We start from the raw sequence: 26,989 nt of genomic DNA, 5'->3' as shown, positions 1-26,989 counted from the left end.
TTCTCCCAGACGGAGCTCACCCCTGCTGCATGGTCCAGATCTGCAGCATCCGGTAGACCATGACGGCGACCGCGAGCGCCGCGACGCCGCACACGACGGTCGCCCAGCGGCCACGGTCGACGAGCGCCCAGAACGCCGCAGCGGGCGGCAGCAGCACGGCGCTGACGAGGTACACCCAGAACTCGAGCAGGCTGCCGGTGGGCGGGTTGCCCACCGCCGGTGCGACGAGCGCGACGACGACCTGGCCGATGAGCAGCAGCTCCACGAGCGCGAGCGAGCCGAGGACGAGGTCGTTCGGCACCCGGCCGGCGAGGCCGAGCACGACGCACAGGAGTCCGGCGAGGACCGCGACCGCGACCTGCACGTAGGCGAACCACTCGATCATGCGCCCTCCTCGGCGGGGAATCCCGTGACGACCTTGAGCTGCGGGCCGCGACGTTCGACGATCGCGACGAGCACGTCGCCCGGACCGACGGCCGCGAACGGGGTGCCGCCGGGAAGCTCGGTCGTCGCGCCGGGCGCTTCGATCCGCTTGCCGTGCCGCAGGTCGCGCACCGCGTCGGCGTCGACCTCGACGGCCGGCAGCGCACGGCGCGCGGCGTCGGCCGGCGACAGCCGCGCCGCGGCGACGTCGAGTCCCTCGAGTGCGCCCGCCTCGGCGACGTCGAACCGCCCGATACGGGTGCGCCGGAGCGCCGTGAGGTGCCCGCCCACGCCGAGCGCCGCACCGAGGTCGCGCGCGAGCGCCCGCACGTAGGTGCCGGACGAGCAGTCGACGCGCACGTCGAGGTCGAGCCATCCGTCGCCCTCACGCGACTCGAGCAGGTCGAACGCCGAGACGGTCACGGTGCGCGCCGCGAGCTCGACCTCCTCGCCGTCGCGCACGCGCTGGTAGGCGCGCTTGCCGTCGACCTTCACCGCGCTGACGGCGCTCGGGACCTGGTCGATCGTGCCCGTGAGCGCGACCATCCCCGCCTCGACGGCGACGCGGGTGACGGCGGCGACGGCGTCGGCGGATGCCGCGGGCAGCGCCTCGCCCTCGGCGTCGTCGGTCGTCGTGCCCCAGCCGAGGCGCACGGTCGCGAGGTACTCCTTGTCGAGCCCGACGAGGTGGTGCAGCAGCCTGGTGGACGACTCGACGCCGAGCAGCAGCAGGCCCGTCGCCATCGGGTCGAGCGTGCCGGCGTGCCCGACCTTGCGGGTCCCGGCGAGGCGCCGCACGCGGGCGACGACGTCGTGGCTGGTCATCCCCTGCGGCTTGTCGACGAGGAGGATGCCGCTGTTCACGCCGTACAGGCTAACAGCGCGCACCGACCCGGCCGGTCGCTCGCCCTACGCTGGCCTGGTGAGGATCGGCATCATCGGCGCGGGCGCGCTCGGCGGCACGTTCGCCGCGCTGCTCGCCCGTGCGGGGCACGACGTGGAGGTGACGGCCCGCGGCGCGGGCCTCGAGGCGATCCGCGAGGGCGGCATCCGGCTGTCGGGCGGGTACGGGGAGGCGCACGTGCGGCCCGCTGCGGCCGAGCGCCTGACCCGCCGCCCCGACCTCGTGCTCGTGTGCACCAAGGCCCAGGATGCCGCGGCGGCGATCGTCGCGAACGGCGCCGCGATCGACGGGGTCCCGGTCGTGGTCGTGCAGAACGGCCTGGACGGCGTCGCGACGGCCGAGCGCCTGCTCCCCCGCTCGTCGTGCATGGGCATGCTCTCGATCATCGCCGCGAACTACACCGAGCCGGGCTCCGTCCGGGTGACGACGACCACGGCGAGCTACCTCGGCCGCGGCGACGGCCCGCCCGACGACGAGGTGCGGCGAATCGCCGCGCTCCTCTCCGAGGCGGTGCCGGTGGTGGCGGTTCCGAACTTCCGGGGCGCGCAGTGGACCAAGCTCGTCGTCAACATGCTGAACGCCGTGCCCGCGATCGTGGGGCGGAGCGTGCAGGACGTCGTCGACGACCCCGCCCTGCGGCGCGTCGTCGCGGCGTCGATGCGCGAGTGCGTGCGCGTGGGCGTCGCCCGCGGCATCCGCTTCGGATCGCTGCAGGGGCTCGGCGACCGACGCCTCCGGGCGTTCGCCCGACTGCCCCTCCGGGCCGGGCAGGTGCTGCCGTGGTCGATGCGCGTGCGCATGGGCTCGGTGCCGAACCTCGGCTCGACGCAGCAGAGCCTGCGCCGCGGGCAGCCGACCGAGGTCGACTTCCTGAACGGCGCGGTCGTGCGCGAGGCGGATGCCGCGGGGCTCGACGCGCCCGTCAACCGCGCGCTCGTCGCGCTCGTGCACGAGGTCGAGGCCGCCGGGGCTCCGCTGCCCTCCGAGCGGGTCGTCGCGGTCCTGTCCACGTCCGGCGCGTAGCGGCGCGGCGCCGGGTCCGCGCCGCTAGGGTGCGGAAGCACCGACCGGAACGACCGAGCGAAGCGAGCCGACGTGGAACCCTCCGAGAACGTCCCCGAGATCGACGCGCGCGAGCGCGATGCGGACTCCGCCGATCCCGCGCGGGAGCCGACGCGCTCGCGACCGATCCGCTGGTGGCTGTGCCTGCTCATCGGCGCGGCCGCAGCGGGCCTCGGCCTGCTGCCGTGGCTGGTCACCGGCATGCGGCTGCCGTTGCAGAACCTCTGGGCGACGGCGGACCTGCCGGATGCGTACCCGCTCGTGCTGCTGCCGTTCAGCCAGTACTTCCTGTCGACCATCGCCGCGCTGCTCATCGTCGGGGCCGCGTTCGCGGGCATCGCCGGGCGGGCCACGCGAGCCCGGCAACGCCGCTTCGGCGTCGCGTGGATGCTCGTCGGGCTGCTCATCGTGCACGTCGCCGCGATCGTGCAGACGACGCTCGTCGTCCGGGACGGACTGCAGGACCGCGTCGAGTCGGACCTCTACCTCGCGGCGCTCGTCGGGATCGCGGTGCTCGCGAACCTCATCGGGGTGCTGGTGATGCTCCTCGTCGCGGCGGCGCCGCGCGGCGGCGCCGTCATCGGGCTCGCGATCGCCGCCGTGCTCTCCTCGGCGTGGCTCGGGCTGCTGCTCATCCCCGAGCCGGCGTTCGCCGGGCCGGCCGCCGAACCGGCGCTGTTCGTGCTGCGATGGCTTCCCGCGGTGCTCGTGGGCGCGGCCATCGGCTGGGCCGGGGTCGGCACCGCCGGTCGCGCGGTCGCGTCCGTCGTCGCCCTCCTGATCCTGTGGGTCGGGCCGGCGCTCATCACCGCCGTGTCGTACGCGGCCGGGAGCCGGGTGCTGCTGCGCCGTCCGGACGAGCTCCTCGACGCCGCGGCGGAGGTGTTCCGGTCCGCGGTGACGATGCCGGAGGTCGTGGTGCCGCCCCTCGTCGTCGCGGTCGTGGTCGCCGTGATCGGGATCGTCGCCCGGGCGCTCGTGCGGCGGGGCCGTGCGACCGGTCCGTCGTCGGGCGCGGCGTCCGCCGAGGCGACGGCTGACGGCGCGCCTGCGACATCCGTCACCGACCCGACGCCCACGGACTGAACGCCGCGCGACGCGGAGCGCGGTCGGCTCGCGCTCAGTCGCCGTCGCGTCGGGTGCCGGCCGCCTCGGCCCACGCCTCGTCGGCCGGGCCCTCCTCGATGCCGGCACCGCCCGCCGTGCCGCGCCGCGGGTGGACGGGGTCGGCCAGGTCGACGACGATCGACGCGACCGCGCGCGGGTCGCTCGCGGCGTACGCGAGGCGATCCGCGGCGTCCGTCGGCTCGCCGTCGACCGCGAGGGCGACGTCCCAGCGGTCGCGCAGCCGCCGGCGCAGCAGGAAGCGGCCGTCGAGCACGAGGATCGCGTCGGCGGGACCGGTGCGCCACTTCGGCTCCACTCACGCGTCGCGCGCGAGGTCGAACCCGCGCGTGACGAAGGCCGTCGATCCTGCCATCAGGAACGGCTCGACGAGCGTGCGCTCGAGCAGCGACTCGTCGATGCCGTATCGCCAGTAGCGTTCGGGCGTGTCGGCGCCGTACTCCGCCTGCGCCTCGCGCGACCGGTGGAAGTCCTCGACGCTCGCCCGGAACACCGCGAGATCGCGCTCGCGCAGCACGTCGGCGAGGTCGTCGCCGAGCGCGGTCTTGCCGCTCCGCAGCGGGCCGTCGATCGCGACGATCACCCGCCCGCGGCCGGTGCGGGCGAGGAACTCGTCGGCGACCTCGCGGAGGAACGCCACCCGGGGCGTGGTGACCAGGCGCATGCTCCGAGCGTACGTCGACGGGCTCCGGCGCGTCGAGCGGCGCGTCACCGCGCCGACGTACGCTGGAGGGATGCCGAACCCCGCGACGCACGCGCCGCCCGCGCCCGACGGCGGGATCGCCGACGCCGTCATCCGGTGGTTCGCGCACGCCGCGCGACCGCTCCCCTGGCGGGCGGCGGACGTCTCGCCCTGGGCAGTGCTCGTCAGCGAGTTCATGCTGCAGCAGACCCAGGTCGCCCGCGTGCAGCCGCGGTGGGAGGCGTGGATGCGACGCTGGCGGACCCCCGCGGACCTCGCGACCGCCCCGCCGTCGGAGGCGGTGCGCATGTGGGACCGGCTCGGCTACCCGCGCCGCGCACTGTGGCTGCACCGAGCGGCCACCGAGATCGTCGAGCGCCACGGCGGCGAGGTGCCGCGAGACCTCGACGCCCTCCTCGCGCTCCGGGGAATCGGCCCGTACACCGCCCGCGCGGTCGCCGCGTTCGCGTTCGGCGAGCGCCACCCGGTCGTCGACACCAACACCCGGCGCGTGATCGCCCGCGCGGTCGTCGGGGTCGCGGAGGCCGGGCCACCGGCGACCGCACGCGATCTCGCCGCGATGGCGGCGCTCCTCCCCGACGACCCCGTGGCGGCCCGGGCGTTCAATGCGGGCGCGATGGAGCTCGGCGCCGTCGTCTGCACGGCGCGCGCGCCGCGGTGCGACGCGTGCCCGATCGCGACGCTCTGCGTCTGGCGCGCTGCGGGGCATCCGGACTACGAGGGACCGCGCCGTGCCGGCCAGGCCCGCTTCGAGGGCAGCGACCGGCAGGCCCGCGGACTCGTGATGCGCGAGCTCCGCGGCGCCCACCGGCCGGTCGCGCACGACGAGCTCGCCGGCGTGGTCGAGGATCCCGAGCGCCTCGCCCGCGCGATCGACGGGCTGGTCGCCGACGGGCTCGCGCTGCGCGTCGACGACGGGTTCGCCCTGCCGGACCGCTGATGCCTCGGGCCTACGCCTCGTCGAGGCCGACGAGCTCGTACGCCTCGACGGGCGCCTGCCGCCCCTTCACCTGCAGGGCGCCGAGCGGCCGCAGGGTCGCCGACCCGCCGAGCCGCTGCGCCGTGCCGGCGCCGATCGCGACCCCGCCGACCGGCGCCGACCCCTCGAGCCGCGACGCGACGTTCACGGTGTCGCCGATGACCGTGTAGGTGCGGCCGCCGCCCGTGCCGAGGATCCCGACGTTCGCCACGCCCGAGTTCACGCCGACGCGGAAGCGTGGCCAGTCGGGGTGCTCGGCCTGCACCGACGCCGCCGCCTGCTGCAGCGCGAGCGCGGCGCCCGCCGCGCGCCGGGCGTGCGGCGCCTCGCTCGCGGCATCCTCGAACACGACCATGACGGCGTCGCCGATCAACCGGTCGACGCGACCCGAGAAGCGCTCCACGAGCGGCGGGATCACGTCGGTGAAGTAGGCGTTGAGGGTCGCCGTGACCTCGGCGGGATCGTGGCCCTCCGAGAAGTGCGTGAAGCCCGCGAGGTCGGCGAAGAGCACCGACACCTCGCGCTCGCCCGCCGCGGTGTCGCGCGTGTAGAGCCCCGCCCAGCGCTCCTCCCGCCAGGACCGCTGCGCCGCGACGACGATCACGACGAACGCCGCGAGCATGAGCACGTGCCACTCCCACCACGAGAGGTGCCAGTTGCGGCCGAAGACCACGGCGATCTCGGCCTCGGCGAGGAGCGTGAACGCCGACGCGAATGCGAGCGGCAGCGGCGAGGCGGCGTGCCGCGGCATCCGCAGGTACCTGACGACCGCGACGGCATAGCAGCCGAGGCCCACGATCGCGAGGAGCACGAACGGGATCGTCATCCGCTCGGGCGGCGCCGCCGCGAGCGGCCCGACCTCGAGCAGCGACACCGCGCCCCACAGCACCATCGCCGCCACGAGGCCGGCCACGAGCCAGGGTGCGAGTCGCAGTACCCGGGCGCCGTGGTCCCCGTCGAGGTCGGCGCTGGACCACGCGGCGAACACCGCCGCGACCGTGAGGCCGACGGGCGTGGCCAGCTGGAAGCCGGTGTTGCTGCCCGAGAGCAGCACGCCGGGCGTCGCGAGCGCGTGCAGTGCGAGGAAGCCGGCGGCGGCGAGGAACGACAGCGACACGAGCACGAGGCGGGCGTCGCGCCGCAACCGTGCGGCGGCGGCCACCGCCCACGCCAGCGCGGCGTTGATGGCACCGGCCGCGAGCACCAGCCAGAAGTGCGTCGGCTGGTGTTCCCACTCCAGGTCGAGCGCGGGTCGCGCGATGAGCAGGGCGAGCCCGGCGAGCGGGATCGCGAGCAGGATGATCGACCACGCGATGCGCCCGCGGGTCGGCGGCGGTGCCGCCGGACCGGTGCCGGACGCGAGCCCGGTCACGACGTCGGCGCCTCCGCGCCCCGGGGAACGGTCGCCGACGCGGCGCCGGCCTCCGCCCGAGCGTCCGACGTCGGCCCGACCCCGAGCGTCGCCGCCGACGCCGGCTCCTCCGTTCCCGTCTCGACCTCCGCGAGCCGCCGGTGCACGGAGGACACCACGACCGACCCCTCGCCGACCGCCGACGCCACGCGCTTGATCGAGCCGCGGCGCGCGTCGCCCACGGCGAACACGCCGGGCACGCTCGTCTCGTGCGGGAACGGCTCGCGCTCGAGCGGCCAGTTCGCCCGCTCGCCCTCGGCGACGACCTCGGGCCCGGTGAGCACGTACCCCCAGCGGTCGCGCAGGATCTCGGGCGGCAGCCACTCGGTGCGCGGCGCCGCGCCGATCAGGACGAAGAGCCCGCCGCACTCCACGTCCCGCTCCTCCCCGGTGTCGCGATCGCGCACGCGGATGCGCTCGAGCACGCCGTTGCCGCCGCCGCCGACGACCTCGGCGCGTGTCCGCACCGCGACCCCCTGCGCGTCGAGCTGGTCGATCAGGTACTGCGACATGCTGGCGGCGAGGCCCGAGCCGCGCACGAGCACGGTGACGGATGCCGCGTACCGTGCCAGGTGCAGGGCGGCCTGGCCGGCGGAGTTGCCGCCGCCGATGATCGTCACATGGCGCCCGGCCATGCCCTGCGCCTCGATCGCCGACGCGCCGTAGTAGACACCGGCGCCCTCGAACGGCTTCAGCTCCTCCACCTCGAGGCGACGGTACGACACGCCCGTGGCCAGGACGATGGACGAGCATCGGATGCAGTCCTCCGGCGCCACGCGCACGCGGAAGCCGTCGCCGTCGCGTTCGATGCCGACGGCCTCGCGCGCGTGCGCGAAGCGCGCGCCGAACACCCACGCCTGCTGGTAGGCCCGCTGCGCGAGCTCGGAGCCGGAGATGCCGCGCGAGAAGCCGAGGTAGTTGCGGATCAGGGAGCTCGAGCCCGCCTGCCCGCCGATCGACTCCCGCTCGACGACGAGGACGTCGAGCCCTTCGGATGCCGCGTACACCGCCGCGGCAAGGCCGCCCGGTCCGGCGCCGACCACCACCACGTCGGCCTCGCCGTCGAGGGTCGTCGTGAGGCCGTACGCGGCCGCCAGCTCCGCGTTGCCCGGGTCGAGGAGCACCCGGCCGTCGAGGAGCAGCACGACCGGGACGTCCGGCAACTCCTCCTCCACGCCGACCGCGAACAGTCGCTCGCGCGCGGCGTCCGACCCGGGCTCGAGCCACTCGTGCGGGATGCCGCCCCGCGCGAGCAGGCTCCGGAGCTCGTGCGTGCGCGGCATCCCCGCCCGTCCGATCACCGCGACCTCCCGTGGTCGCAGGCCGATCGAGCGCTCCCACTCGAGCAGGAACTCGGTGATCGTGCGGTGGAAGTACTCGTCGGGCGAGTGCCACGGCCGGATGACGTAGTACTCGAGCTCGGCGGCGGCCATGAGCGACAGGATCTCCTCGCGGACGGCTGCGTCGCCCCATTGGCCCCACTCGATGAGGCGTCCGCGCCGCACGTCGGGGAACCGGCGCCGAGCGCGCGAGAACACGGTCCGCCCGTCGAGGTCGCCCGCTCGGTCCGCGAGGATCAGCGCGAGCTGGCCGCCCTCGTCGGCGAGTGCCTCGATGCGCTCGGCGGCCTCCTGCTCGTCGTGCGCGGCGACGACCTCGTAGTCGACGCGGTAACGGCGCTCGAGCTCCGTGACGACGGAGGTTCGCGCGCCGGGTTCGCGCGCGACCACGAGGATGACCGGCCGTGGCGTCGACATGCGCTCTCCTCCCGTCGGCGCGCGGCGGTCACCCCACCGGGTCATCGACCGGGCAACGCCGACGCCCGCAGTGTACCGCCCGCTCCTCCGGCCGGACAGGGCCGACGGGCCGGTCGCGCGCGGTTCGGGCGAGCGGATGCCCCGGGGCATCCGCTGCCGTTCCGGCCGGCCGGGCCGGAGCACCTCAGCCGACACGCTCGAGCCGGGACCCGGATCAGGCCGACTCGGACTCCTCGTCCTCATCGAGCTCGCGCGGCTTGACGTACGGGTCGGCGTCACCGGCGTACTGGGCGGACGCCGCGACGGCCGTGGTCTCGGCGTCGCGCTCGCGTGCCTCGCGGAGGAGGTCCTCGATGTGCTGCGCGTTCTCGGGGATCGCGTCGGCGATGAACTCGAGGGTCGGCGTCAGCCGGGCGGTGATGTTGCGCCCGACCTCGCTCCGCAGCATCCCGGTGGCGGCCTTCAGGGCGAGCGCCGAGTCGCGGCGCTCCTCGTCGGTGCCGTACACCGTGTAGAAGATGCTCGCGTGCTGCAGGTCGCCCGTCACGCGCACGTCGGTGATGGTGACGAACCCGAGGCGGGGGTCGCGCAGGCCCTTGTCGAGGCGACGCGCGACGATCTCCTTGATGCGGTCGGCCAGCTTCCTGGCCCGCTGCGGATCGGCCATGATGGCCCTGCCTTTCCGTTCCGCCGCGGATGCCGCGACTGCGGCCCCCGCGGGGCGGTGTTCCGTTCTGGTGGATGGGTCGGGGCCCCGCTCGTCCGACGAACGGGGCCCCGCACCGGGGGCCTAGGCCCGCGGCTTCTCGCGCATCTCGATGGTCTCGATCTCGTCGCCGACCTGGATGTCGTTGTACTTGCCGAGGCCGATGCCCGCCTCGAAGTCCGTGCGGACCTCGGTGACGTCGTCCTTGAACCGACGGAGCGACTCGATGGCCAGGTTGTCGCCGACCACGACGCCGTCGCGGATGACGCGCGCCTTGGCGTTGCGCGTGATCGTTCCCGACCGCACGATGACACCGGCGATGTTGCCGAACTTCGAGGAGCGGAACACCTCGCGGATCTCGGCCACACCCGACTGCACCTCTTCGAACTCGGGCTTGAGCATGCCCTTGAGCGAGTTCTCGATGTCGTCGATCGCGTTGTAGATGACGTTGTAGAAGCGCACGTCGACGCCCTCGCGGGCGGCGCGCTCGCGCGCCTTCACGTCGGGGCGGACGTTGAACCCGATCACGATCGCGTTGTCGATCGTCGCCAGGTCGATGTCGCTCTCGGTGACGGCACCCACGCCGCGGTGGAGGATGCGCAGCTGGACCGAGTCGTCGACCTCGATCTTCATCAGGGACTCCTCGAGCGCCTCGACGGCACCCGACACGTCGCCCTTGATGATGAGGTTGAGCGCCTCGACCTTGCCCTCCTCGAGGGCCCGCGTGAAGTCCTCGAGCGAGATGCGCTTGCGGGCCTTGGCCAGCTGGGCGTTCCGCTCGGCGGCCTCGCGCTTCTCTGCGATCTGACGGGCCGTGCGGTCCTCCTCGGTGACGAGGAAGGTGTCGCCGGCGCGCGGGACGCTCGAGAGGCCCTGCACCTGGACCGGTCGCGACGGCGTCGCGGCGGTCACGGGCTCGCCGTTCTCGTCGCTCATCGCGCGGACGCGGCCGTAGGCCGTGCCCGCGACGATCGCGTCGCCGACCTTCAGCGTGCCCGACTGGATGAGCACGGTCGCCACGGCGCCGCGACCCTTGTCGAGCTTGGCCTCGATGGCCACGCCGCGCGCGTCCTTGTCGGGGTTGGCACGCAGGTCGAGTCCGGCGTCGGCGGTGAGGAGCACCGCGTCGAGCAGCTCCTGGATGCCGATGTTCTCGCGAGCCGACACGTCGACGAACATGACGTCGCCGCCGTACTCCTCGGCCACGAGACCGAACTCGGTGAGCTGCTGGCGGACCTTCGCCGGGTTGGCGTCGGGCTTGTCGATCTTGTTCACCGCGACCACGATCGGCACGTTCGCCGACTGCGCGTGGTTCAGCGCCTCGACCGTCTGCGGCATGATGCCGTCGTCGGCCGCGACCACGAGGATCGCGATGTCGGTCACCTGGGCACCACGGGCACGCATGGCGGTGAACGCCTCGTGACCCGGGGTGTCGATGAAGGTGATCGCGCGGTCCAGCCCCTCGTGCTCGGTGTGCACCTGGTACGCACCGATGTGCTGGGTGATGCCGCCGGCCTCGCCCGCGACGACGTTCGCGTTGCGGATGGCGTCGAGCAGTCGCGTCTTGCCGTGGTCGACGTGACCCATGACGGTCACGACCGGCGGACGCGCCTGCAGGTCCTCGTCGGACTCCTCGGCCTCTTCGGCGTCGAGGTCGATGTCGAAGCCCTCGAGGAGCTCCTTGTCCTCGTCCTCCGGGGACACGACCTGGATCTTGTAGCCGAGCTCAGCGCCGAGCACCTCGAAGGTGGCCTCGTCGAGCGACTCCGTCGCGGTCGCCATCTCACCGAGGTGGAACAGCACCGTGACGAGCGAACCGGGGTTCGCGTCGATCTTGTCGGCGAAGTCGGAGATCGAGGCGCCGCGGCGCAGTCGGATGACGGTGTTGCCGTCGCCGCGCGGGACGCTCACGCCGCCGAGCGACGGGGCCTCCCGCATCTCGAATTCCTGCCGCTTCGTCCGCTTCGACTTGCGCGCCTTGCTCTTGCCGCCGCCGCGACCGAACGCACCCGCCGTGCCGCCGCCGGGGCCGCGACCGCGACCGCCGCCGCCCGCGGGACGCGGGCCGCCGAAGCCGCCGCCGGGCGCGCCGCCAGGACGGAAGCCGCCGCCGGCGCCGCCGCCGGGACGCTGGCCGCCGCCGCCGGGGCGCTGGAAGCCGCCGGGGCGACCGCCGCCGGCACCGCCGGGACGCGGCGCGCCGGGGCGCGGCGAACCGGGGCGCGGGGGCTGGGGCCGCGGGATGTTGCCGGGGGTCGGGCGCTGGCCCATGCCCTGCGAGCTCGAGAACGGGTTGTTGCCCGGACGCGGCTGGCTCGGACGCTGGCCCATGCCCTGCGAGCTCGAGTAGGGGTTGTTGCCGGGGCGGGGTGCGCCGGGTCGGGGACCGCCCGGGCGCGGGGCGCTCTGGCCCGGCTTCGGCGCGCCGGGGCGCGCGACGTCGGCCGCGGGCTTCGGGGCGCCGGGCTTGGGCCCGCCGCCGGGACGCGGCGCGGACGAGGCGGGAGCCTCCGCGGGCGCGGCCGGCGCGGCCGGCGCGGACGCGGCCTTCTCGGCGGCGGCCGCCGCGGCCTTCTTCTCGGCCTCGGCCTGGCGCTCGGCGACGCTCATCGGAGCGTCGGCCTGCGGCGCGGCCGCGGGCTTCGGCGCGGGCTTGGGGCCGGGCTTCGCCGCAGCGGGCTTCGGCGCCGCCGCGGGCTTGCTCGCCGCGGCGCCCTCGAGGGCGGCGCGGAGTCGACGTGCGACGGGGGGTTCGATCGAGGACGACGGGCCCTTGACGTATTCGCCCATCTCCTTCAGCTTCTCGAGCGCGACCTTGCTGTCGACGCCGAGCTCGCTGGCGATCTCGTGTACGCGTGGTTTGGCAGCCACTTCTCTCCTGTTCCGGGTCCGACCCCGGGACAGGGGCGGACCATCAATGGCGGACGGGTCTCATTTCGAGCCGCTCATGAGTTGTCCATTAGCCGTTCAGCCTGTTCTCTACATCGGATGTGTCCAGCTCGCCGCTCACGCGAAGTGCGCGCCCGAAGGCGCGCCGTCGCTGGGCGAGTCGGAAGCACTCGAGCGTCGGATGGAGCCACGCGCCACGCCCGGGAAGCACCGCCGACGTGTCGGCGACGACGCTGGTGTGTTGGGCGACGACTCTCAGAAGCGAGGACCGCGGGGCGCGCGAACGGCATCCGATGCACGTTCTGACGGGTTCCATCCTACACCTCCGAGCTGGACGTCCTCCGACCGCCGCTCCGGCCCCGGTCGGAGCGCGTCACGCCTGGTCGAGGATCGAGTCCGGCTGGATGTCGATCTTCGCACCCGTCAGCTTGGCGGCGAGCCGGGCGTTCTGGCCCTCCTTGCCGATCGCGAGCGACAGCTGGTAGTCGGGGACGAGCGCGCGCACGGCGCGGGTGCCCTCGTCGATCACGTAGGCGCTGGTGACCTTGGCCGGCGACAGCGCCGACGCGACGAACGTCGAGAGGTCCTCGTTCCAGTCGACGATGTCGATCTTCTCGCTGCCCAGCTCGGCGGTCACGGCGCGCACGCGCTGGCCGAGCTCGCCGATGCAGGCGCCCTTCGCGTTGACGCCCGGCTGGTTGGCGCGGACCGCGATCTTCGTGCGGTGACCGGCCTCGCGGGCGAGCGAGACGATCTCGACGACGCCCGAGGCGATCTCGGGGACCTCGAGCGCGAACAGCTTCCGGACGAGCGCGGGGTGCGTGCGCGATACCGTGATCGACGGCCCCTTCGGCCCCTTCGCCACGCTCGTGACGTAGACGCGGATGCGCTGGCCGTGCGGGTACTCCTCGCCCGGGACCTGCTCCTCGGGCGGAAGGATCGCCTCGACCGTGCCGAGGTCGATGTGCACCATCCGGGGGTTCGGGCCCTGCTGGATGACGCCCGCCACGATGTCGCCCTCGCGACCGCGGAACTCGCCGAGCACCGCGTCGTCCGCGATGTCGCGCAGTCGCTGGTTGATGACCTGCTTCGCGGCGAACGCCGCGATCCGGCCGAAGTCGCTCGGGGAGTCCTCGGCCTCGCCGATGACGTTCCCCTCCTCGTCGTGCTCGGGCACGTAGATCGACACGTGCCCGGTCTTGCGGTCGAGGTGCGCGCGGGCGCCCTTCGGGTTCGCGTGCCCGTGCTGGGCGGGGTTGGTGTGCTTGAGGTAGGCCATCAGGATCGCCTGCTCGATGATCTGCACCAGTTCGTCGAACGGGATCTCCTTCTCGCGCTCCATCATGCGGAGCACGCTGAGGTCGATGTCCATTCCGGCCTCCTCTATTCAGCTCTCAGTCCGCCTCCCCTCCCGGGCGGAACACTCAAGCGTAGCGGATGGCGCGACCCGCCGTCATTCGCACCCGACCCCGCCCGGCCACCCGTTGACAGCCCTCGCGCATTCCGGTGTCATGGCCGGACTCGCCGGCCTCGGAAGGGACGCGCATGTCCGACATCTCGATCGTCACCGTGGACGCGGGCGGGAACGTGCCGCCCGCACTGCGGCTCGCCGACGAGCTCGCCCGCCGCGGCCACGCCGTGACCGTGCTCGGCCATCGGCGGCAGGACGATCGCGTGAGGACGGCGGGCCACCGGTTCCGTCCCCTCGAGTCGATCGGGTTCTGGGACTCGAGCGGTTCGCGCAGCATGACGCGCGCAGCACACGAGGCCGGCCGGCTCGCGTCCGACGCCGCGCTCGAACGCGAGGCCGCGCTCCTGCTCGCGGATCAGGACCTCGCCGTGGTCGACTGCCTCATGCCGACGGCGCTGCGCGCCGCCCGCATGACGGGCGTGCCGAGCGTGGCGCTCTTCCACACCTACCTGTCCTTCTGGGAGCGCGCCTACCGCCGCGGACCCGCCGGATCCCTTGCCCGCGTGCGCGGAACGGACCCGCTCGCCGAGTGGCGGCGAGCCGACCTCCGGCTCGTCGTCTCGGACGGCGGCCTCGACCCCGCCTCGTCGGGCGGGGCCGCCTCCGGGGAGGCGACGTGGGTCGGACCGATCGAGTCCGGGAGGCCGGCGCGGCCGGACCCGGGCCCGCCCCTCGTCGTGGTGAGCCTGTCGACGACGTGGTTCCCCGCCCAGACCGACGCGTACCAGCGGATCGCCGATGCGCTCGGCGCGCTGCCCGTGCGCGCCGTCGTGACCCTCGGCGGCCGCGCACCCGACCGCGCGCTGCGCGTGCCGTCGAACGTCGAGGTGCGCGACCGCGCCGACCACGGGGAGCTCTTCGGCCGCGCCTCCCTCCTGGTCGGCCACGGCGGGCACTCGACGACGTTCCGCGCTCTGGCGCACGGCGTCCCGGTCCTGGTGCTGCCGATGCATCCGCTGCTCGACCAGCCCGCGATCGGGCAGAGCATCGAGCGCGCGGGTGCCGGCCGGGTGCTGCCCCGCTTCGCGCGCGCCGAGCGCATCGCGGCGGCCGTCACCGGCCTCCTCGCCGACGACGAGGTCCGACGGCGCGCCGGAGCGGTCGGCGCGCGGTTGCGGGCCACGGATGCCGCGGCATCCGCCGCCGAGGCGCTCGAGCACCTCGTGACCGCTCGCCGGGCCGACCGCTCGGCCGCCTGAGCCCTCCGCGCCCGCGGCCGCGCGGCGACCACGCCGACACGCCGATTTCCCGAGGTTCGCTCGCCTCGGCTGCCATGCTGGTCGGATGGACTGGCTCAACGACCTCGTGCTCGCCGCGGGCGACACGCTCTGGACCTGGATCGTGCTGCCCGTTGTGGTGCTGCTCGGCCTCTACTTCACGGTGCGCTCCGGCGTCGTGCAGTTCCGCCTCATCCCCGAGATGTTCCGCACCCTCACCGACAAGACGCCGCGCGACGAATCGGGCGAGCCGCAGTCCGTCTCGGCGTTCCAGGCGTTCACGATCTCGGCGGCCTCGCGCGTCGGCGTGGGCAACATCGCGGGCGTCGGCACGGCGATCGCCATCGGCGGGCCGGGCGCGATCTTCTGGATGTGGCTCATGGCCTTCATCGGCGGCGCCTCGGCGTTCGTGGAGTCGAGCCTCGGCCAGCTCTTCAAGGTGCGCGACAAGGACGGCTTCCGCGGCGGACCGGCGTACTACATCGAGCGGGGCCTGAAGGCGCGCTGGGCCGGCATCCTGTTCGCCGTCATCCTCATCGTGTGCTTCCCGTTCGCCTTCTCGTCGCTCCAGGCGAACACGATCAGCGCCTCCCTGACGGGGGCGGTCGCGCCCGACGGCGGCGGCGAGTGGATCGCGTGGGTCGCCGGGGCCGTGCTCGCCGTGCTCACCGGCCTCGTCGTCTTCGGCGGCGTGCGCCGCATCGCGCACGTCACGCAGGCGGTCGTGCCGCTCATGGCGCTGCTGTACCTGCTCGTCGGCCTCATCATCGTCGCGCTCAACATCACGCGGCTGCCCGAGGTGTTCGCCTCGATCTTCACGGAGGCCTTCGGGTTCAACGAGGTGGTCGGCGCGACGCTCGGCACGATCATCCTCACGGGCGTCAAGCGCGGAATGTTCTCCAACGAGGCGGGCCTCGGCTCGGCGCCGAACGCCGGCGCGAGCGCGGCGGTCACGCACCCCGTCAAGCAGGGACTCGTGCAGACGCTCGGCGTCTACTTCGACACCTTCCTCGTCTGCTCGATCACGGCGTTCATCATCCTGGTCTCGAATCCCGACCTCGCGGGCGCCGAGCGCGGCATCGGCCTCACGCAGGATGCGATGGTCGCGAACCTCGGACCGTGGGCGAGCATCCTGCTCACGATCGTCGTGTTCCTGCTCGCGTTCAGCTCGATCCTCGGCAACTACTACTACGGCGAGTCCAACATCGAGTTCATCTCCCCCAAGCCGTGGCTCCTGACCACGTACCGTTCGCTCGTCGTCGTGGCGATCTTCGTCGGGTCGGTCGCGGCATCCGACCTCGTCTGGAACACCGCCGACGGGGTGATGGGCCTGATGGCGCTCGTGAACCTCATCGCGATCGCGCTGCTCTCGGGCATCGCGTTCCGGCTGCTGCGCGACTACACGCACCAGCGCCGACAGGGCCGCGACCCGGTGTTCACGCGCGACCTGCTCCCGGATGTCTCGGGCATCGAGTGCTGGGTCGACGAGCGCTCGGTCACGGGCCCGATCGACGTGGGCGTCGCGCGGCATCAGGCGGACAAGCACCGGGACCACCTGCACCACGAGGAATAGCGCGGGCAGGCGCCCAGCGCGCGCCGGTCACTCGGGCGTCGGCGGCGAGTTCACCCAGACGAGCTCGGCGACGACGCCCGCGGCGTTCGACACCCGGTGCGGCGTGCTGCTGCGGAACACCACGCTGTCGCCCTCAGCGAGCCGGTAGACCTCGTCGTCGAGCTCGACGGTCACGCTCCCGACGGTGACGAGGATCACCTCCTCGGCGTCGCCGTGCCGGTATTGCCGCGGGCCGGTCGAGCCGCCCGGCTCGATCGTGACGGCGTACATCTCGACGTGCCCGTGCGGCGGCTCCGTGAGGAACCACTTCACCATGCCGTCGCTCGCCGAGAGCCGGCGACGGCTCCCCGCCCGGACCACGCGGCCCGCCGGCACGGGGCCGGGCGCCACGAGGTCGCCGAGCGACACCCCGAGCGCGTCCGCGAGGCGCCGCAGGGTGGCGACGCTCGCGTTCGCGCGGCCGGTCTCGAGCTGGCTCAGGAACCCCGACGTCACCCCGGCCTGCGCGCCGAGCGCGCGCTGCGACATCCGCCTGGCCGTGCGATACCGGCGCACCTGCTCGCCCACGCCCTCATCGACCACGGTCGATCACCCCCTGCGGCCCGGTCGGGTGTTGACGCCGAGCATGGATTGGTGCTCAATAGCACTACGCAACATGTTAAGCAGCACTCCTCCCACACTTCACCGGATCGCGAGGCTCTCATCATGGCAGGACGAATGGGCACCACCCCCACCTCGGCGCGGATCGGATGCATCCTCCGCGCCCACGCCGAATCCGACCGGACGGGCGTACCCGTCGGGGACGTGATCGGGCGAGCGGCCGATGGTCCGCCCGAGGGACCCGGCATCTCGCGCCGCGGCCTACTGCGCTCGGGCGCCGTGCTGGGCGCCGGCGCCGCGCTCGCGATGGCCGGCCCCGCCCACGCGGCGACGAGCGCGGCCAAGCCCGCGGCACCCCGGATCGCGATCGTCGGAGCCGGTCTCGCCGGCGTCCGGGCCGCGCACTGGCTGTGGCGCGTCAAGGGCATCCCGTCGACGGTGTACGAGGCGGACACGCGGGCCGGCGGTCGCTGCTGGTCGCTGCGCGACCACTTCTCGAACGGCTTCGTCGTCGAGCACGGCGGGGCCCTCATCAACACCGACCACAACGCGACCCGCAACCTCGCATCGAACCTCGGGCTGCGCCTCGACGTGGTCGCCGGCGGCAGCTACCGAGGGTGGGAGGACAAGTACTGGATCGACGGCGTCGACTACCCCTACGACGACGCCAACGAGGACTGGGGCGCCGTGTACCAGGCCTTCAAGTCCGACCTCGCGTCCGCGCCGTACTGCCAGACCTACGACTCGAACACCCCAGCGGGCATCGCGCTCGACCGCATGACCGTCGACGAATGGCTGGAGCAGAAGGTCCCCGGCGGGCTCGCGAGCCCGTTCGCGAAGCTCATGCAGTCGAACGTCATGGCCGAGTACGGCCTCGAGCCGCACGAGCAGTCCGCGCTGAACCTCGTCTACCTCCTCGGCTGGAACGCGCAGAACAGCCTGTCGCCGGTGAACGGCGCCGACGAGAAGTACTCGGTCCGCGGCGGCAACGACCTGCTGGTCTCGCGCATGATCGAGGAGCTCCCGGCCGGCACCGTGCAGTACGGCCGGGAGCTCGTCGCCGTCGCGCAGCGTCCGGACGGCACGGTCCGCCTGAGCTTCCGCTCGGGCCGCTCGACGGTCGACGTCCTCGCCGACCGCGCGATCCTCGCGCTGCCCTTCACGACGCTGAAGGACTGCGACCTGTCGCAGTCGGGCTTCTCGGCGCTCAAGCGCCGCGCGATCGCAGAGGTCGGACTCGGTGCGAACTCGAAGATCCACGTCGAGCTCTCGCGTCGGCCGTGGGTCGAGCAGGGCTACGGCGGCGCGACGTACACCAACAAGGACGGCTTCCAGTGCGGCTGGGACGACACGGCCGACCAGCCGCTGCCCGCCGGCGTGTTCAACTTCTTCCCGTCGGGCGACCAGGTCACGGCGTGGAAGGGCGACCCCTTCGGCGTCGCCCCGGCCGAGCAGGTGAGCGCCTACCTCGCGCAGCTGGAGCCGATCTTCCCCGGCGTCACCGCCGCCTACACCGGGCGCTCCTACCGCGACTTCTGGTGGGCGAACCCGTGGTCGAAGGGCGCCTACACGTGCCAGCGCCCGGGGCAGTACACCGAGCTCTTCGGCGTGGCGGCAGTGCCCGAGGGCAACGTCCACTTCGCGGGCGAGCACACGAGCGTGTACTACTACGGGTTCCTCAACGGCGCGGTCGAGTCGGGCGAGCGGGCGGCGAAGGCGGTCGCGCTCGCGTGATCCGGTGCGATGCGGATGCCCGGCGCTCGCCCGACGCGGGCCGGTGACCGGGCATCCGCACCGTCGGTCACGACCGCGGCCGCCCGCCGGCCGGCTCGCCGCCTGCGGGACGGCGCGCGGTCAGCGCCGTTCGCGCAGGTACGCCAGGCTCGCCGCGACGCGGCGGTGCGTGTCGGGACCCGGCAGCAGGTCGAGCTTCTGGAAGATCGCGTTGACGTGCTTCTCGACGGCGGAGAGCGACACGTGCAGCTCGCCCGCGATCGCAGGGTTGCTGCGACCGGCCGCGATGAGCGCGAGCACCGCGGTCTCGCGGTCGGTGAGGCGGTCGAGGCGCGGGTCCGAGGCGGATGACGCGGACCGGGCGACATCCGATCGATCGTCGGCGGCCGCCGACGTGCCGAGCGGCGCTGCCGGTTCGGGCGACGACGATCCGGCGCCCTGCGGGCCTCCCGGCAGGCCACGCGACGCGGCATCCAAGCGGGCGGCGATCGCCTGAAGTTCGCGGCGCAGCCGACGCGCGTCCGCATCGGCGTCGGCACCGCGGTCCACCCGGGACCCGGCGATGAGGCCGACGGGCACGAGCGGCGACGAGACGAGGAACAGGGCGGTCGTGAGCCCCTCGGCGGTGTCCTGCAGCACGGCCCCGAGCGCGACGACCCCGGCCATCGCGGCGAGCGACACGAGCGGCCAGGCCAGCCGGCGTCGCAGGACCCGGTCGCCGCGCACGAGCCGGACGAGGCCGACGACGACGGATGCAGCGGGCAGCAGGAACACAGCGGCGCTCGCCGTCGCGAACCACTCGGGCAGGAGCCCAGCGAACGGTCCGAGCGGTGTCGCTCCGTCGAGGACCGCGGGCGTCGGCCCTGCGACGGAGGCCAGCAGCGGCACCAGTGCGCCGACGCCGAGCACGCCGAGCGACCAGGGCGGCGCCGGACCGTCCGGGTAGCCGGCGGCGAGCGGCACGAGCAGGCCGAACCCCGCGACGAACAGCACCTGCGAAGCGACGTGCCAGGCGACGCTCGGGCCCGTGCCGCCCTCGACGCCGAAGCCGCCGAGGGCGAGCGCCGAGGCGGCGAGCGCCACGAGGTGCAGCACTCCGATACCGGCGACGGCCGCGCACGTGAACGCGCTGCCGCGCCAGATCGGTCCGAGCAGGCCCGCGAGCACGAACATGACCGGCACCAGGAGCGTCGGTCCGGTCGCCGAGATCGGCAGCGGAGCCGCGATCACCACGATGGCCGCCGCGGCCGCGGCGATCGCGCTCGACGCGACCGCCCGCACCCCCGAGGTCATCCGCAGCATGCCCGCAGTATGCCACCGATCGGCGTCGTTCGGACGGGCTCGTGCGCGCCCCCGGATTCGGGACCATCGGCGCGGCGATGGGCCGACCTGCGGCCGACCGCAGGTGATCGTACGGTCCGCCGCAGTGCGCGGCGAGCCCCGCGGAGGTGTACTGGCGATGCCGGGCGAGCCCGGTCGACCATCCGCCACGCCGCGCGAACGCGGCAACCCGAGAGGAGCACGCTCATGTCCCGACGCCCGATCGACCTCGACGGCACCGCCGTCGCCGAGCCGGCCGCGCCCGCGGCATCCGCCCCGGACGGCCGCACCCGGCACGGCCTCCGGGTCCGCATCGGACAGGGCGTCCTCATCGCCCTGTTCGCGCTCTCCGGCGTCATCGCGCTGTCCACGCTCTTCGCCGACGATCCGTTCGCGCCTGCGGCGACCGTGCTGATCGCCTCCTTCGGCGCTCTCGCGTCCGTCCTGGGAATCACGGCGGCGATCGGCGGACTCGACTCCCGCGTCGTCCGCGCCGGCCTGTGGGCGTTCCCGCTCTTCTTCGTCTGGCACGTCGCCGCGCTCGGCACCTGGGTGCCCGACGCCGCGTTCGCCGTGATCGCCGCCGTGGGGGTCGCGCTCGTCAGCGCTCCCCGTCCCCGCCGTCGCCCGGCATGACGAAGGGCGGTGACGGATGCCGCGGCACCCGTCACCGCCCCTTCTCGGCTGCTCAGCCCTGCCAGACCTGCACGACCGACGGCCGCGGCGCGGCGACCGTGTCGCCGCCGTGCTCCTGCACGTAGTCGGGGAACAGCGAGGTCTGCGCGCCCACGGCGCCGTTCTCACCGGGGTGCTGGACCGCGACGAACACGAGGCCCTCGCGGTCGTGGATGACCGGGCCGCAGGTCTCGGCCTCGCGCGGGACCGCGAGGAACTGCTGGACGTTGCCGCGCTGGTCACCCTCGAGCGGGACGCGGAACAGGCCGTCGTTGTACCCGATCGTGCTCGGCTGGCCGTCGGTCGAGATCCAGAGGTTGCCCTCGGAGTCGAACGCGACGTTGTCGGGGCACGAGATCGGCGAGACGAGCTCCCTCGGGAAGCCGGCGAAGTAGGTGTGGTCGGTCACCGCCGGGTCGCCGCACAGGAGCAGGATGCTCCAGCCGAAGGTCTCCCCTGCCTGGCCGGAGGTCTCCGTGAGCTCGACGACGTGGCCGTAGCGGTTGCCGGTGACCGGGTTGGTCTCGTCCACCGGCACCGTGATGCCGCGGTTGGAGTTGTTCGTGAGTGCGAGGTAGACCTTGCCGGTGAGAGGGCTCGGCTCGACGTCCTCGGGGCGGTCCATCTTCGTGGCGCCCATCAGGTCGGCCGCGAGCCGGGTGTAGACGAGGACCTGCTCCGTCGACATGCCCGGCACGACGCTCTCGCCGTTCCGGGTGAGGGCGATCCACTGGCCCGTGCCGTCGAACGCGCCGTCACTCGGGAGGTCGCCGGCGCCCGTGATCTCGGCGGCGGGCGAGTTGCCCGAGAACCTTGCGACGAACAGGTCACCCTCGCTGAGCAGGCGCATGTTCCGCTTGCGGGCACTCGTCGACGTGGCGGCGGTGTACCGCCCCTTCGAGACGAACTTGTAGAGGTAGTCGTTGCGCTCGTCATCGCCCATGTAGGCCACGACGCGGCCGTCATCGGCGATGGTGACGTTGGCGCCCTCGTGCTTGAAGCGGCCCATCGCGGTGTGCTTGAGCGGGGTCGACGTCGGGTCGCTCGGGTCGATCTCGACGATGTAGCCGAACCGGTTCGGCTCGTTGGCGAAGGCGGGGTCGTGCGCGTCGAAGCGCGCGTCGTAGCGCTCCCAGCCCGTCTCGGTCGAGGTCGTGGAGCGACTGCTGTAGCGCCGCTGCTCGGCGGTGTCGGCCGCCCAGGCGAAGTAGCCGTTGAAGTTCTCCTCGCCGGAGAGCACCGTGCCCCACGGCGTGGTGCCGCCGGCGCAGTTGCCGAGGGTGCCCTTCACCCATCGCCCCTCGGGGTCGGCGGCGGTCTTCACGAGGTCGGAGCCGGCCGCAGGGCCCGTCAGCTCGAACGTGGTCTCGACCGTCACGCGGCGGTTGCGCTTCCCGTCGACGACGTAGCGCCACGGCGCGCCCACGCGGTCGCGCTCCAGCTCCACGACGGCCATGCCCATCGCGGCCTTGAAGATCTCACTGCGCTCGCGAAGCTCGTCGGGGTCGGTGGTCGGCGCGAACATCAGCTCGGGGTTCACGTACTCGTGGTTCGTGACGAGCACGCCGGTCTTGCCGCTCGGGTCGGCGATGATGTCGAGGTAGTCGTTGTTGTAGCCGAACCGGCCGGCCTGCGCGGCAGCGGTCTGGTGCTCGAAGTCGAACGAGGGCACCGACGAGAACAGCGGGTCGCCCCAGCGGATGATCGGCTGCCACCGGTAGCCGGCCGGCACCGTGAAGTCGTCCACGAAGCGGCCGACCGGGGCGATCGGGTCGAACTCGAGTCCGGCGGTGCCGGGCTTCGCCGCGAACGCCGGGCTGACGGAACCGCCGCCGGCGGCGCCGCCGAACACGAGCCCGAGCGCGCCGGCCACGCCGAGGCCGAGGGCCGTGCGACGCGAGACCGCCTGCGACGCGATGTCGCGGAAGTGCTCGTTCGAGGACGTGTTGCACTCCGGGCCGAGGCAGGCGTCGGCGCACTTCAGCCGGCAGGTCACCGGCGAACGCTTGCCGATCGCGTGCGACACCGGGGTCAGGCGGAGTTCGGGGATGGTCATGGATGCTCCTCGTTCAATGCGCGGCGGCCCACACGTCGGGCCGGAGGGTCGCGCCGAGCCTCTCGGGGCGGGATGACCCGTGCCCGACGACCCGGCATCCGCCGGGTGAACGAGCGACGACCGATCCGCGAACCGGCATGCCCGCCCGCGCAGGCGAATACCACCGTGGGACGGCCGTGCGCAAGCGCGAACGGGGGCCTCGCCCGCGAGGCCGCGGCATCGCTACGCTGCGAGCATGATGACCGATACCGGCAGAGCCGCGGCCGACGCGGCACAGAACTCGAAGGCATTCCGCGCCGCCGCACGCATCGGATACGTCGTGCTCGGCATCGTCCACATCGTGATCGGCGGTATCGCGATCGGCGTCGCCCAGGGCGCGGGCGGCGAGGCGGACCAGGGCGGTGCCATGCAGCAGCTCGCGAGCCTGCCGTTCGGCGTCCTGCTGCTCTGGGTCATCGCGATCGGCCTGTTCGCGCTGGCGATCTGGCAGGTCACGGAGGCCTTCCTCGAGCGCGATCCCGACACGAAGAAGAAGTGGGGCCACCGCGTCAAGTACGTCGGGACGGCGATCGCGTACATCTCGATCGGCATCACGGCGCTCGTCTACGCGCTGGGCGGCCGCTCCAACTCCGACCAGTCCTCGCAGAGCCTGAGCGCGCAGATCCTCGCGGCCCCCGGCGGGGTCTTCCTCCTCGTCCTCGTCGGACTCGTCATCCTCGGCGTCGGCATCGCGTTCGTCTACCGCGGCGCGACGCAGCGCTTCGCCAAGCACCTCGCCCTCCCCGGCGACCCGGTGCGCAAGGGCGTCCTCACGCTCGGCACCGTCGGCTACGTCGCCAAGGGCATCGCGGTCGGCGTCGTCGGCGTGCTCTGGATCGTCGCCTCCCTCACCCACGACCCCGAGAAGGCGGGCGGGCTCGACGCGGCGCTGAAGAGCCTCGCCGACCTGCCGTTCGGCACGGTCCTGCTCTGGCTCGTCGGCGCCGGGCTCATCGTCTACGGCGTGTACTGCTTCGCCCGAGCCAAGTACGCGCGTCTCTGACGCGATCCTGCGAGACGGCCGAGGGCCGGTGCGGACATCCGCACCGGCCCTCGCCGTGTCGGGAACGGTCAGCGCGCGAGCGCGTCACGAACGCCGTCGATCGGCACGCTCGTCCGCTCGCCCGTCGCGCGGTCCCAGACCTCGACGACGCCGTCGGCGACACCGCGGCCGGCGATCACGATCTTCGGCACGCCGATGAGCTCGGCGTCGGCGAACTTCACGCCGGGCGACAGCTTGGGCCGATCGTCGAAGAGCACCTCGAACCGGGCGGCCTCGAGGTCGGCGACGATGCGCTCGGCGACCTCGAACGCCTCCGCGTCCTTGCCCGTCGCCAGCACGTGCACGTCGAACGGCGCGACGGACTCGGGCCAGACCAGGCCCTTGTCGTCATTGTGCAGCTCCGCGATGATCGCGAGGATGCGCGTCACGCCGATGCCGTACGAGCCCATGGTCACGGTTGCGAGCTTGCCGTTCTCGTCGAGCACCTTGAGCCCGAGCGCCTCGGCGTACTTGCGGCCGAGTTGGAACACGTGGCCGATCTCCATGCCGCGAGCAAGCTCGACCGGCCCCGAGCCATCCGGCGCCGGGTCGCCCTCGCGCACGTTCGCCGCCTCGATGATGCCGTCGGCCACGAAGTCGCGACCGGCGACGAGGCCGAACACGTGCTTCTCGTCGAGGTTCGCGCCCGTGATCCACTCGGTGCCGTCGACGACGCGCGGGTCGACGAGGAAGCGGATCCCGGTCGACGATTCCGCGCCGAGCACGGCGCCGTCGGGCGACCACGGTCCGATGTAGCCCTTCACGAGACCGGGATGCTTCGCGAAGTCCGCCTCGGTCGCGGCCTCGACCTCGGCGGGTGCGAAGGCCACCTCGACGCGCTTCGCGTCGACCTCGCGGTCGCCGGGGATGCCGACGACGACGATCTCGCGGGAGTGGTCGGGGTGCGTGAGTGCGAGCACGACGTTCTTCAGCGTGTCGGCCGCGGTCCAGTCGCGGCCGTCGGGGCGCGGGTACTCGAGGTTCGCGAGGTCGACGAGGGTCGCGATCGTCGGGGTGTTCGGCGAGTCGAGGATCTCGGCGGCCGGCAGCCCGTCGAACGGGATCGGCTCGGGTGCGACCGTCGTGAACGCCTCGACGTTCGCCGCGTAGCCGCCGGCCGACCGGACGAACGTGTCCTCGCCGACCGGCGTGGGGTGCAGGAACTCCTCGCTCTTGGAGCCGCCCATGGCGCCGGCATCCGCCTGCACGATGACGTAGTCGAGGCCGAGTCGGGTGAAGATGCGCTCGTAGGCGTCGCGCTGCGCCTGGTAGCTCGCATCGAGTCCCGCGTTGGAGACGTCGAACGAGTAGGCGTCCTTCATGGTGAACTCGCGGCCGCGCAGGAGGCCGGCGCGGGGTCGCGCCTCGTCCCGGTACTTGTCCTGGATCTGGTAGATCGTGAGCGGCAGCTCCTTGTACGAGGAGTAGAGGTCCTTCACGAGCAGCGTGAAGACCTCCTCGTGCGTGGGCGCGAGCAGGTAGTCCGCGTCCTTGCGGTCCTTCAGTCGGAAGAGCGCGTCGCCGTACTCGGTCCAGCGGCCCGTCTGCTCGTAGGGCTCACGCGGCAGCAGCGCCGGGAAGTGCACCTCGTGGGCGCCCGCCCGCTCCATCTCCTCGCGGACGACGCGCTCGATCTTCGCCTTCACCCGGAGGCCGAGCGGGAGCCATGCGAACACGCCCGGCGCCTGACGCCGGATGTAGCCGGCGCGCACCAGCAGCTTGTGACTCGCGACCTCGGCGTCGGCCGGGTCTTCGCGGAGCGTGCGGAGGAAGAAGTTCGTCAGGCGTGTGGGCACCCGAAGATTCTACTGACGAGCGGATGCCGCCTCCGCGCGCCGGTCGAACGGATCCCGTGACGGGTCAGACGTTGCCGTCCAGGTCCTCCTCGTCCTCCATCGCGAACTCGTTCAGCTCGGTCTCCGCCGCATCCGCCGCATCGCCGCCGCGCTCGGCGACGGCGTCGTGCCCGAGACCCTCGTCGAGCGTGCCGGTGCCGTCGGGGTAGCCGGCATCGTCGGGGTACTCGTACTTCTCGTCGCTCACCGTGGCTCCTCCTCGGGGGCGCCGCCCGGCGCCCGTGGCGGACACACTACGCGCGCCGGCGGGGCGCCGACAGGGGTTGCGGCGCCCGCCGCGAGGCATCCGCCGTCTAGGAGGTGACGACCGTGGGTGCGCCGACGGGCGCGTCGACGCCCATCTCGTCGGCGATGCGATTCGCCTCGGCGATCAGGGTCTCGACGATCTCGGCCTCGGGCACGGTCTTGATGACCTCGCCCTTGACGAAGATCTGGCCCTTGCCGTTGCCGGATGCCACGCCGAGGTCGGCCTCGCGCGCCTCGCCGGGGCCGTTCACGACGCAGCCCATGACGGCGACGCGCAGCGGCACGCTCATGCCCTCGAGCCCGTCGGTGACGTCGTTCGCGAGCTTGTACACGTCGACCTGCGCGCGACCGCACGACGGGCACGACACGATCTCGAGCTTGCGTTCGCGCAGGTTCAGCGACTGCAGGATCTGCAGGCCGACCTTCACCTCTTCCACGGGCGGAGCCGACAGCGAGACGCGGATGGTGTCGCCGATGCCCTCCGACAGGAGGATGCCGAACGCGGTCGCCGACTTGATCGTGCCCTGGAACGCCGGGCCCGCCTCGGTCACGCCGAGGTGGAGCGGCCAGTCGCCGCGCTCGGCGAGGAGGCGGTACGCCTTCACCATGACGATGGGGTCGTTGTGCTTGACCGAGATCTTGAAGTCGTGGAAGTCGTGCTCCTCGAAGAGGCTCGCCTCCCAGACGGCCGACTCCACGAGCGCCTCGGGCGTGGCCTTGCCGTACTTCTGCAGCAGGCGCGGATCGAGCGAACCCGCGTTCACGCCGATGCGGATCGAGACATCCGCCGCCTTCGCGCGACGGGCGATCTCGGCGACCTGGTCGTCGAACTTGCGGATGTTGCCCGGGTTCACCCGGACCGCCGCGCAGCCCGCGTCGATCGCCGCGTACACGTAGTTCGGCTGGAAGTGGATGTCGGCGATGACCGGGATCTGGCTCTTCTTGGCGATGATCGGCAGCGCCTCGGCGTCGTCGCGGCTCGGCACCGCGACGCGGACGATGTCGCACCCCGAGGCGGTGAGCTCGGCGATCTGCTGCAGGGTCGCGTTGATGTTCGGCGTCGGCGTCGTGGTCATCGACTGCACGCTCACGGGGGCGTCGCCGCCCACGAGCACCTTGCCCACCTTGATCTGGCGGGACTTGCGTCGCGGGGCCAGGACTTCGGGGACCTTGGGCATTCCGAGATTCACTGCAGGCACGG

Annotated in this window: 24 protein-coding genes; 8 read left to right on the top strand and 16 right to left on the bottom strand. The window is 73.1% G+C overall.

The features are described from left to right. Window positions 1–16 precede the first annotated feature (16 nt). Both ACQ393_RS07265 and truB read right to left on the bottom strand, forming a co-directional pair. A complete protein-coding gene (locus ACQ393_RS07265; protein ID WP_430646157.1) occupies window positions 17–385 on the bottom strand; it encodes a hypothetical protein in 369 nt (122 codons plus the stop codon). Next, the gene (truB, locus tag ACQ393_RS07260; protein WP_430646156.1) at window positions 382–1,287 is read right to left on the bottom strand and encodes a tRNA pseudouridine(55) synthase TruB; all 906 of its coding nucleotides are present in this window, start codon (window positions 1,285–1,287) and stop codon (window positions 382–384) included. The genes ACQ393_RS07265 and truB overlap by 4 nt, the downstream gene beginning before the upstream one ends. 58 nt (window positions 1,288–1,345) lie before the next feature. Between truB and ACQ393_RS07255 the strand changes: the two genes are divergently transcribed. Continuing rightward, window positions 1,346–2,350: a ketopantoate reductase family protein gene (locus ACQ393_RS07255; RefSeq protein ID WP_430646155.1), complete on the top strand. Its 1,005-nt coding sequence runs from the start codon at window positions 1,346–1,348 to the stop codon at window positions 2,348–2,350. Window positions 2,351–2,422: 72 nt separating this feature from the next. Beyond that, entirely contained in the window at window positions 2,423–3,475 is a 1,053-nt protein-coding gene (locus ACQ393_RS07250; RefSeq protein WP_430646154.1) for a hypothetical protein, read from the top strand. Between the two features lie 34 nt (window positions 3,476–3,509). On the opposite strand, the gene ACQ393_RS07245 is transcribed toward ACQ393_RS07250, so the two are convergent. Then, window positions 3,510–3,812 (bottom strand): hypothetical protein, encoded by a 303-nt coding sequence (locus ACQ393_RS07245; protein ID WP_430646153.1) that lies wholly within the window; start codon window positions 3,810–3,812, stop codon window positions 3,510–3,512. Beyond that, the gene (locus ACQ393_RS07240; protein WP_430646152.1) at window positions 3,813–4,178 is read right to left on the bottom strand and encodes a hypothetical protein; all 366 of its coding nucleotides are present in this window, start codon (window positions 4,176–4,178) and stop codon (window positions 3,813–3,815) included. It lies immediately after the preceding gene. 70 nt (window positions 4,179–4,248) lie between these two features. Between ACQ393_RS07240 and ACQ393_RS07235 the strand changes: the two genes are divergently transcribed. Next, window positions 4,249–5,157 (top strand): A/G-specific adenine glycosylase, encoded by a 909-nt coding sequence (locus ACQ393_RS07235; protein ID WP_430646151.1) that lies wholly within the window; start codon window positions 4,249–4,251, stop codon window positions 5,155–5,157. 10 nt (window positions 5,158–5,167) lie between these two features. Here the strand turns inward: ACQ393_RS07235 and ACQ393_RS07230 are convergent, their stop codons facing one another. From ACQ393_RS07230 to nusA, 6 genes are all read right to left on the bottom strand, one after another. Continuing rightward, the gene (locus ACQ393_RS07230; protein ID WP_430646150.1) at window positions 5,168–6,568 is read right to left on the bottom strand and encodes an adenylate/guanylate cyclase domain-containing protein; all 1,401 of its coding nucleotides are present in this window, start codon (window positions 6,566–6,568) and stop codon (window positions 5,168–5,170) included. Beyond that, a complete protein-coding gene (locus ACQ393_RS07225) occupies window positions 6,565–8,364 on the bottom strand; it encodes an FAD-dependent oxidoreductase (RefSeq protein WP_430646149.1) in 1,800 nt (599 codons plus the stop codon). Before ACQ393_RS07225 ends, ACQ393_RS07230 begins: the two co-directional genes overlap by 4 nt. 214 nt (window positions 8,365–8,578) lie before the next feature. Beyond that, entirely contained in the window at window positions 8,579–9,031 is a 453-nt protein-coding gene (rbfA, locus tag ACQ393_RS07220) for a 30S ribosome-binding factor RbfA (protein WP_430646148.1), read from the bottom strand. Window positions 9,032–9,154: 123 nt separating this feature from the next. After that, a complete protein-coding gene (infB, locus tag ACQ393_RS07215; protein ID WP_430646147.1) occupies window positions 9,155–11,941 on the bottom strand; it encodes a translation initiation factor IF-2 in 2,787 nt (928 codons plus the stop codon). Between the two features lie 88 nt (window positions 11,942–12,029). Beyond that, entirely contained in the window at window positions 12,030–12,275 is a 246-nt protein-coding gene (locus tag ACQ393_RS07210) for a YlxR family protein (RefSeq protein ID WP_430646146.1), read from the bottom strand. A 57-nt stretch (window positions 12,276–12,332) separates the two neighbouring features. Then, window positions 12,333–13,331 (bottom strand): transcription termination factor NusA, encoded by a 999-nt coding sequence (gene nusA, locus ACQ393_RS07205; protein WP_430646145.1) that lies wholly within the window; start codon window positions 13,329–13,331, stop codon window positions 12,333–12,335. A gap of 173 nt (window positions 13,332–13,504) precedes the next feature. Between nusA and ACQ393_RS07200 the strand changes: the two genes are divergently transcribed. Together ACQ393_RS07200 and ACQ393_RS07195 are read left to right on the top strand one after the other, a co-directional pair. Beyond that, window positions 13,505–14,629 (top strand): glycosyltransferase, encoded by a 1,125-nt coding sequence (locus ACQ393_RS07200; RefSeq protein ID WP_430646144.1) that lies wholly within the window; start codon window positions 13,505–13,507, stop codon window positions 14,627–14,629. A gap of 85 nt (window positions 14,630–14,714) precedes the next feature. Next, on the top strand, window positions 14,715–16,220 hold the full coding sequence (locus ACQ393_RS07195; RefSeq protein WP_430646143.1) for an alanine/glycine:cation symporter family protein: 1,506 nt from the start codon (window positions 14,715–14,717) through the stop codon (window positions 16,218–16,220). A 27-nt stretch (window positions 16,221–16,247) separates the two neighbouring features. On the opposite strand, the gene ACQ393_RS07190 is transcribed toward ACQ393_RS07195, so the two are convergent. Further along, window positions 16,248–16,802: a helix-turn-helix domain-containing protein gene (locus tag ACQ393_RS07190; RefSeq protein WP_430646142.1), complete on the bottom strand. Its 555-nt coding sequence runs from the start codon at window positions 16,800–16,802 to the stop codon at window positions 16,248–16,250. Window positions 16,803–16,925: 123 nt separating this feature from the next. Between ACQ393_RS07190 and ACQ393_RS07185 the strand changes: the two genes are divergently transcribed. After that, window positions 16,926–18,554 (top strand): flavin monoamine oxidase family protein, encoded by a 1,629-nt coding sequence (locus tag ACQ393_RS07185; RefSeq protein WP_430646141.1) that lies wholly within the window; start codon window positions 16,926–16,928, stop codon window positions 18,552–18,554. A 120-nt stretch (window positions 18,555–18,674) separates the two neighbouring features. On the opposite strand, the gene ACQ393_RS07180 is transcribed toward ACQ393_RS07185, so the two are convergent. Next, complete coding sequence (locus tag ACQ393_RS07180) at window positions 18,675–19,856, bottom strand: response regulator transcription factor (RefSeq protein WP_430646140.1); 1,182 nt, start codon at window positions 19,854–19,856, stop codon at window positions 18,675–18,677. Between the two features lie 225 nt (window positions 19,857–20,081). Between ACQ393_RS07180 and ACQ393_RS07175 the strand changes: the two genes are divergently transcribed. Next, complete coding sequence (locus ACQ393_RS07175) at window positions 20,082–20,510, top strand: hypothetical protein (protein WP_430646139.1); 429 nt, start codon at window positions 20,082–20,084, stop codon at window positions 20,508–20,510. A gap of 52 nt (window positions 20,511–20,562) precedes the next feature. On the opposite strand, the gene ACQ393_RS07170 is transcribed toward ACQ393_RS07175, so the two are convergent. Beyond that, complete coding sequence (locus tag ACQ393_RS07170; RefSeq protein ID WP_430646138.1) at window positions 20,563–22,605, bottom strand: PhoX family protein; 2,043 nt, start codon at window positions 22,603–22,605, stop codon at window positions 20,563–20,565. A gap of 235 nt (window positions 22,606–22,840) precedes the next feature. Between ACQ393_RS07170 and ACQ393_RS07165 the strand changes: the two genes are divergently transcribed. Next, entirely contained in the window at window positions 22,841–23,647 is an 807-nt protein-coding gene (locus ACQ393_RS07165) for a DUF1206 domain-containing protein (protein ID WP_430646137.1), read from the top strand. A 68-nt stretch (window positions 23,648–23,715) separates the two neighbouring features. Here ACQ393_RS07165 and ACQ393_RS07160 read toward each other — a convergent pair whose 3' ends face one another. The 3 genes from ACQ393_RS07160 to ispG form a co-directional block, all read right to left on the bottom strand. Continuing rightward, a complete protein-coding gene (locus tag ACQ393_RS07160) occupies window positions 23,716–25,482 on the bottom strand; it encodes a proline--tRNA ligase (protein ID WP_430646136.1) in 1,767 nt (588 codons plus the stop codon). A gap of 64 nt (window positions 25,483–25,546) precedes the next feature. Then, window positions 25,547–25,729 carry a hypothetical protein gene (locus ACQ393_RS07155; RefSeq protein ID WP_430646135.1) on the bottom strand — a complete coding sequence of 61 codons (183 nt, stop codon included), beginning with the start codon at window positions 25,727–25,729 and terminating at the stop codon, window positions 25,547–25,549. Between the two features lie 106 nt (window positions 25,730–25,835). Continuing rightward, the gene (gene ispG, locus ACQ393_RS07150) at window positions 25,836–26,966 is read right to left on the bottom strand and encodes a flavodoxin-dependent (E)-4-hydroxy-3-methylbut-2-enyl-diphosphate synthase (RefSeq protein ID WP_430646304.1); all 1,131 of its coding nucleotides are present in this window, start codon (window positions 26,964–26,966) and stop codon (window positions 25,836–25,838) included. Window positions 26,967–26,989 lie beyond the last annotated feature (23 nt).

It is taken from the genome of Agromyces sp. GXS1127 (genome assembly GCF_050565425.1).
GTDB lineage: Bacteria > Actinomycetota > Actinomycetes > Actinomycetales > Microbacteriaceae > Agromyces.
The sequence above is the reverse complement of the archived record's forward strand: the minus strand, read 5'-3'. Positions and strand labels throughout refer to the sequence as shown.

Bases quoted from the DNA above. Each gene is read 5' to 3' on its own strand.
- ACQ393_RS07175 (WP_430646139.1), top strand. From the start codon at position 20,082: ATGTCCCGACGCCCGATCGACCTCGACGGCACCGCCGTCGCCGAGCCG.
- nusA (WP_430646145.1), bottom strand. From the start codon at position 13,331: ATGGACATCGACCTCAGCGTGCTCCGCATGATGGAGCGCGAGAAGGAG.
- ACQ393_RS07165 (WP_430646137.1), top strand. From the start codon at position 22,841: ATGATGACCGATACCGGCAGAGCCGCGGCCGACGCGGCACAGAACTCG.
- rbfA (WP_430646148.1), bottom strand. From the start codon at position 9,031: ATGGCCGATCCGCAGCGGGCCAGGAAGCTGGCCGACCGCATCAAGGAG.
- ispG (WP_430646304.1), bottom strand. From the start codon at position 26,966: ATGCCCAAGGTCCCCGAAGTCCTGGCCCCGCGACGCAAGTCCCGCCAG.
- ACQ393_RS07265 (WP_430646157.1), bottom strand. From the start codon at position 385: ATGATCGAGTGGTTCGCCTACGTGCAGGTCGCGGTCGCGGTCCTCGCC.
- ACQ393_RS07235 (WP_430646151.1), top strand. From the start codon at position 4,249: ATGCCGAACCCCGCGACGCACGCGCCGCCCGCGCCCGACGGCGGGATC.
- ACQ393_RS07210 (WP_430646146.1), bottom strand. From the start codon at position 12,275: ATGGAACCCGTCAGAACGTGCATCGGATGCCGTTCGCGCGCCCCGCGG.
- ACQ393_RS07170 (WP_430646138.1), bottom strand. From the start codon at position 22,605: ATGACCATCCCCGAACTCCGCCTGACCCCGGTGTCGCACGCGATCGGC.
- ACQ393_RS07240 (WP_430646152.1), bottom strand. From the start codon at position 4,178: ATGCGCCTGGTCACCACGCCCCGGGTGGCGTTCCTCCGCGAGGTCGCC.
- ACQ393_RS07225 (WP_430646149.1), bottom strand. From the start codon at position 8,364: ATGTCGACGCCACGGCCGGTCATCCTCGTGGTCGCGCGCGAACCCGGC.
- ACQ393_RS07180 (WP_430646140.1), bottom strand. From the start codon at position 19,856: ATGCTGCGGATGACCTCGGGGGTGCGGGCGGTCGCGTCGAGCGCGATC.
- ACQ393_RS07185 (WP_430646141.1), top strand. From the start codon at position 16,926: ATGGCAGGACGAATGGGCACCACCCCCACCTCGGCGCGGATCGGATGC.
- ACQ393_RS07195 (WP_430646143.1), top strand. From the start codon at position 14,715: ATGGACTGGCTCAACGACCTCGTGCTCGCCGCGGGCGACACGCTCTGG.
- ACQ393_RS07200 (WP_430646144.1), top strand. From the start codon at position 13,505: ATGTCCGACATCTCGATCGTCACCGTGGACGCGGGCGGGAACGTGCCG.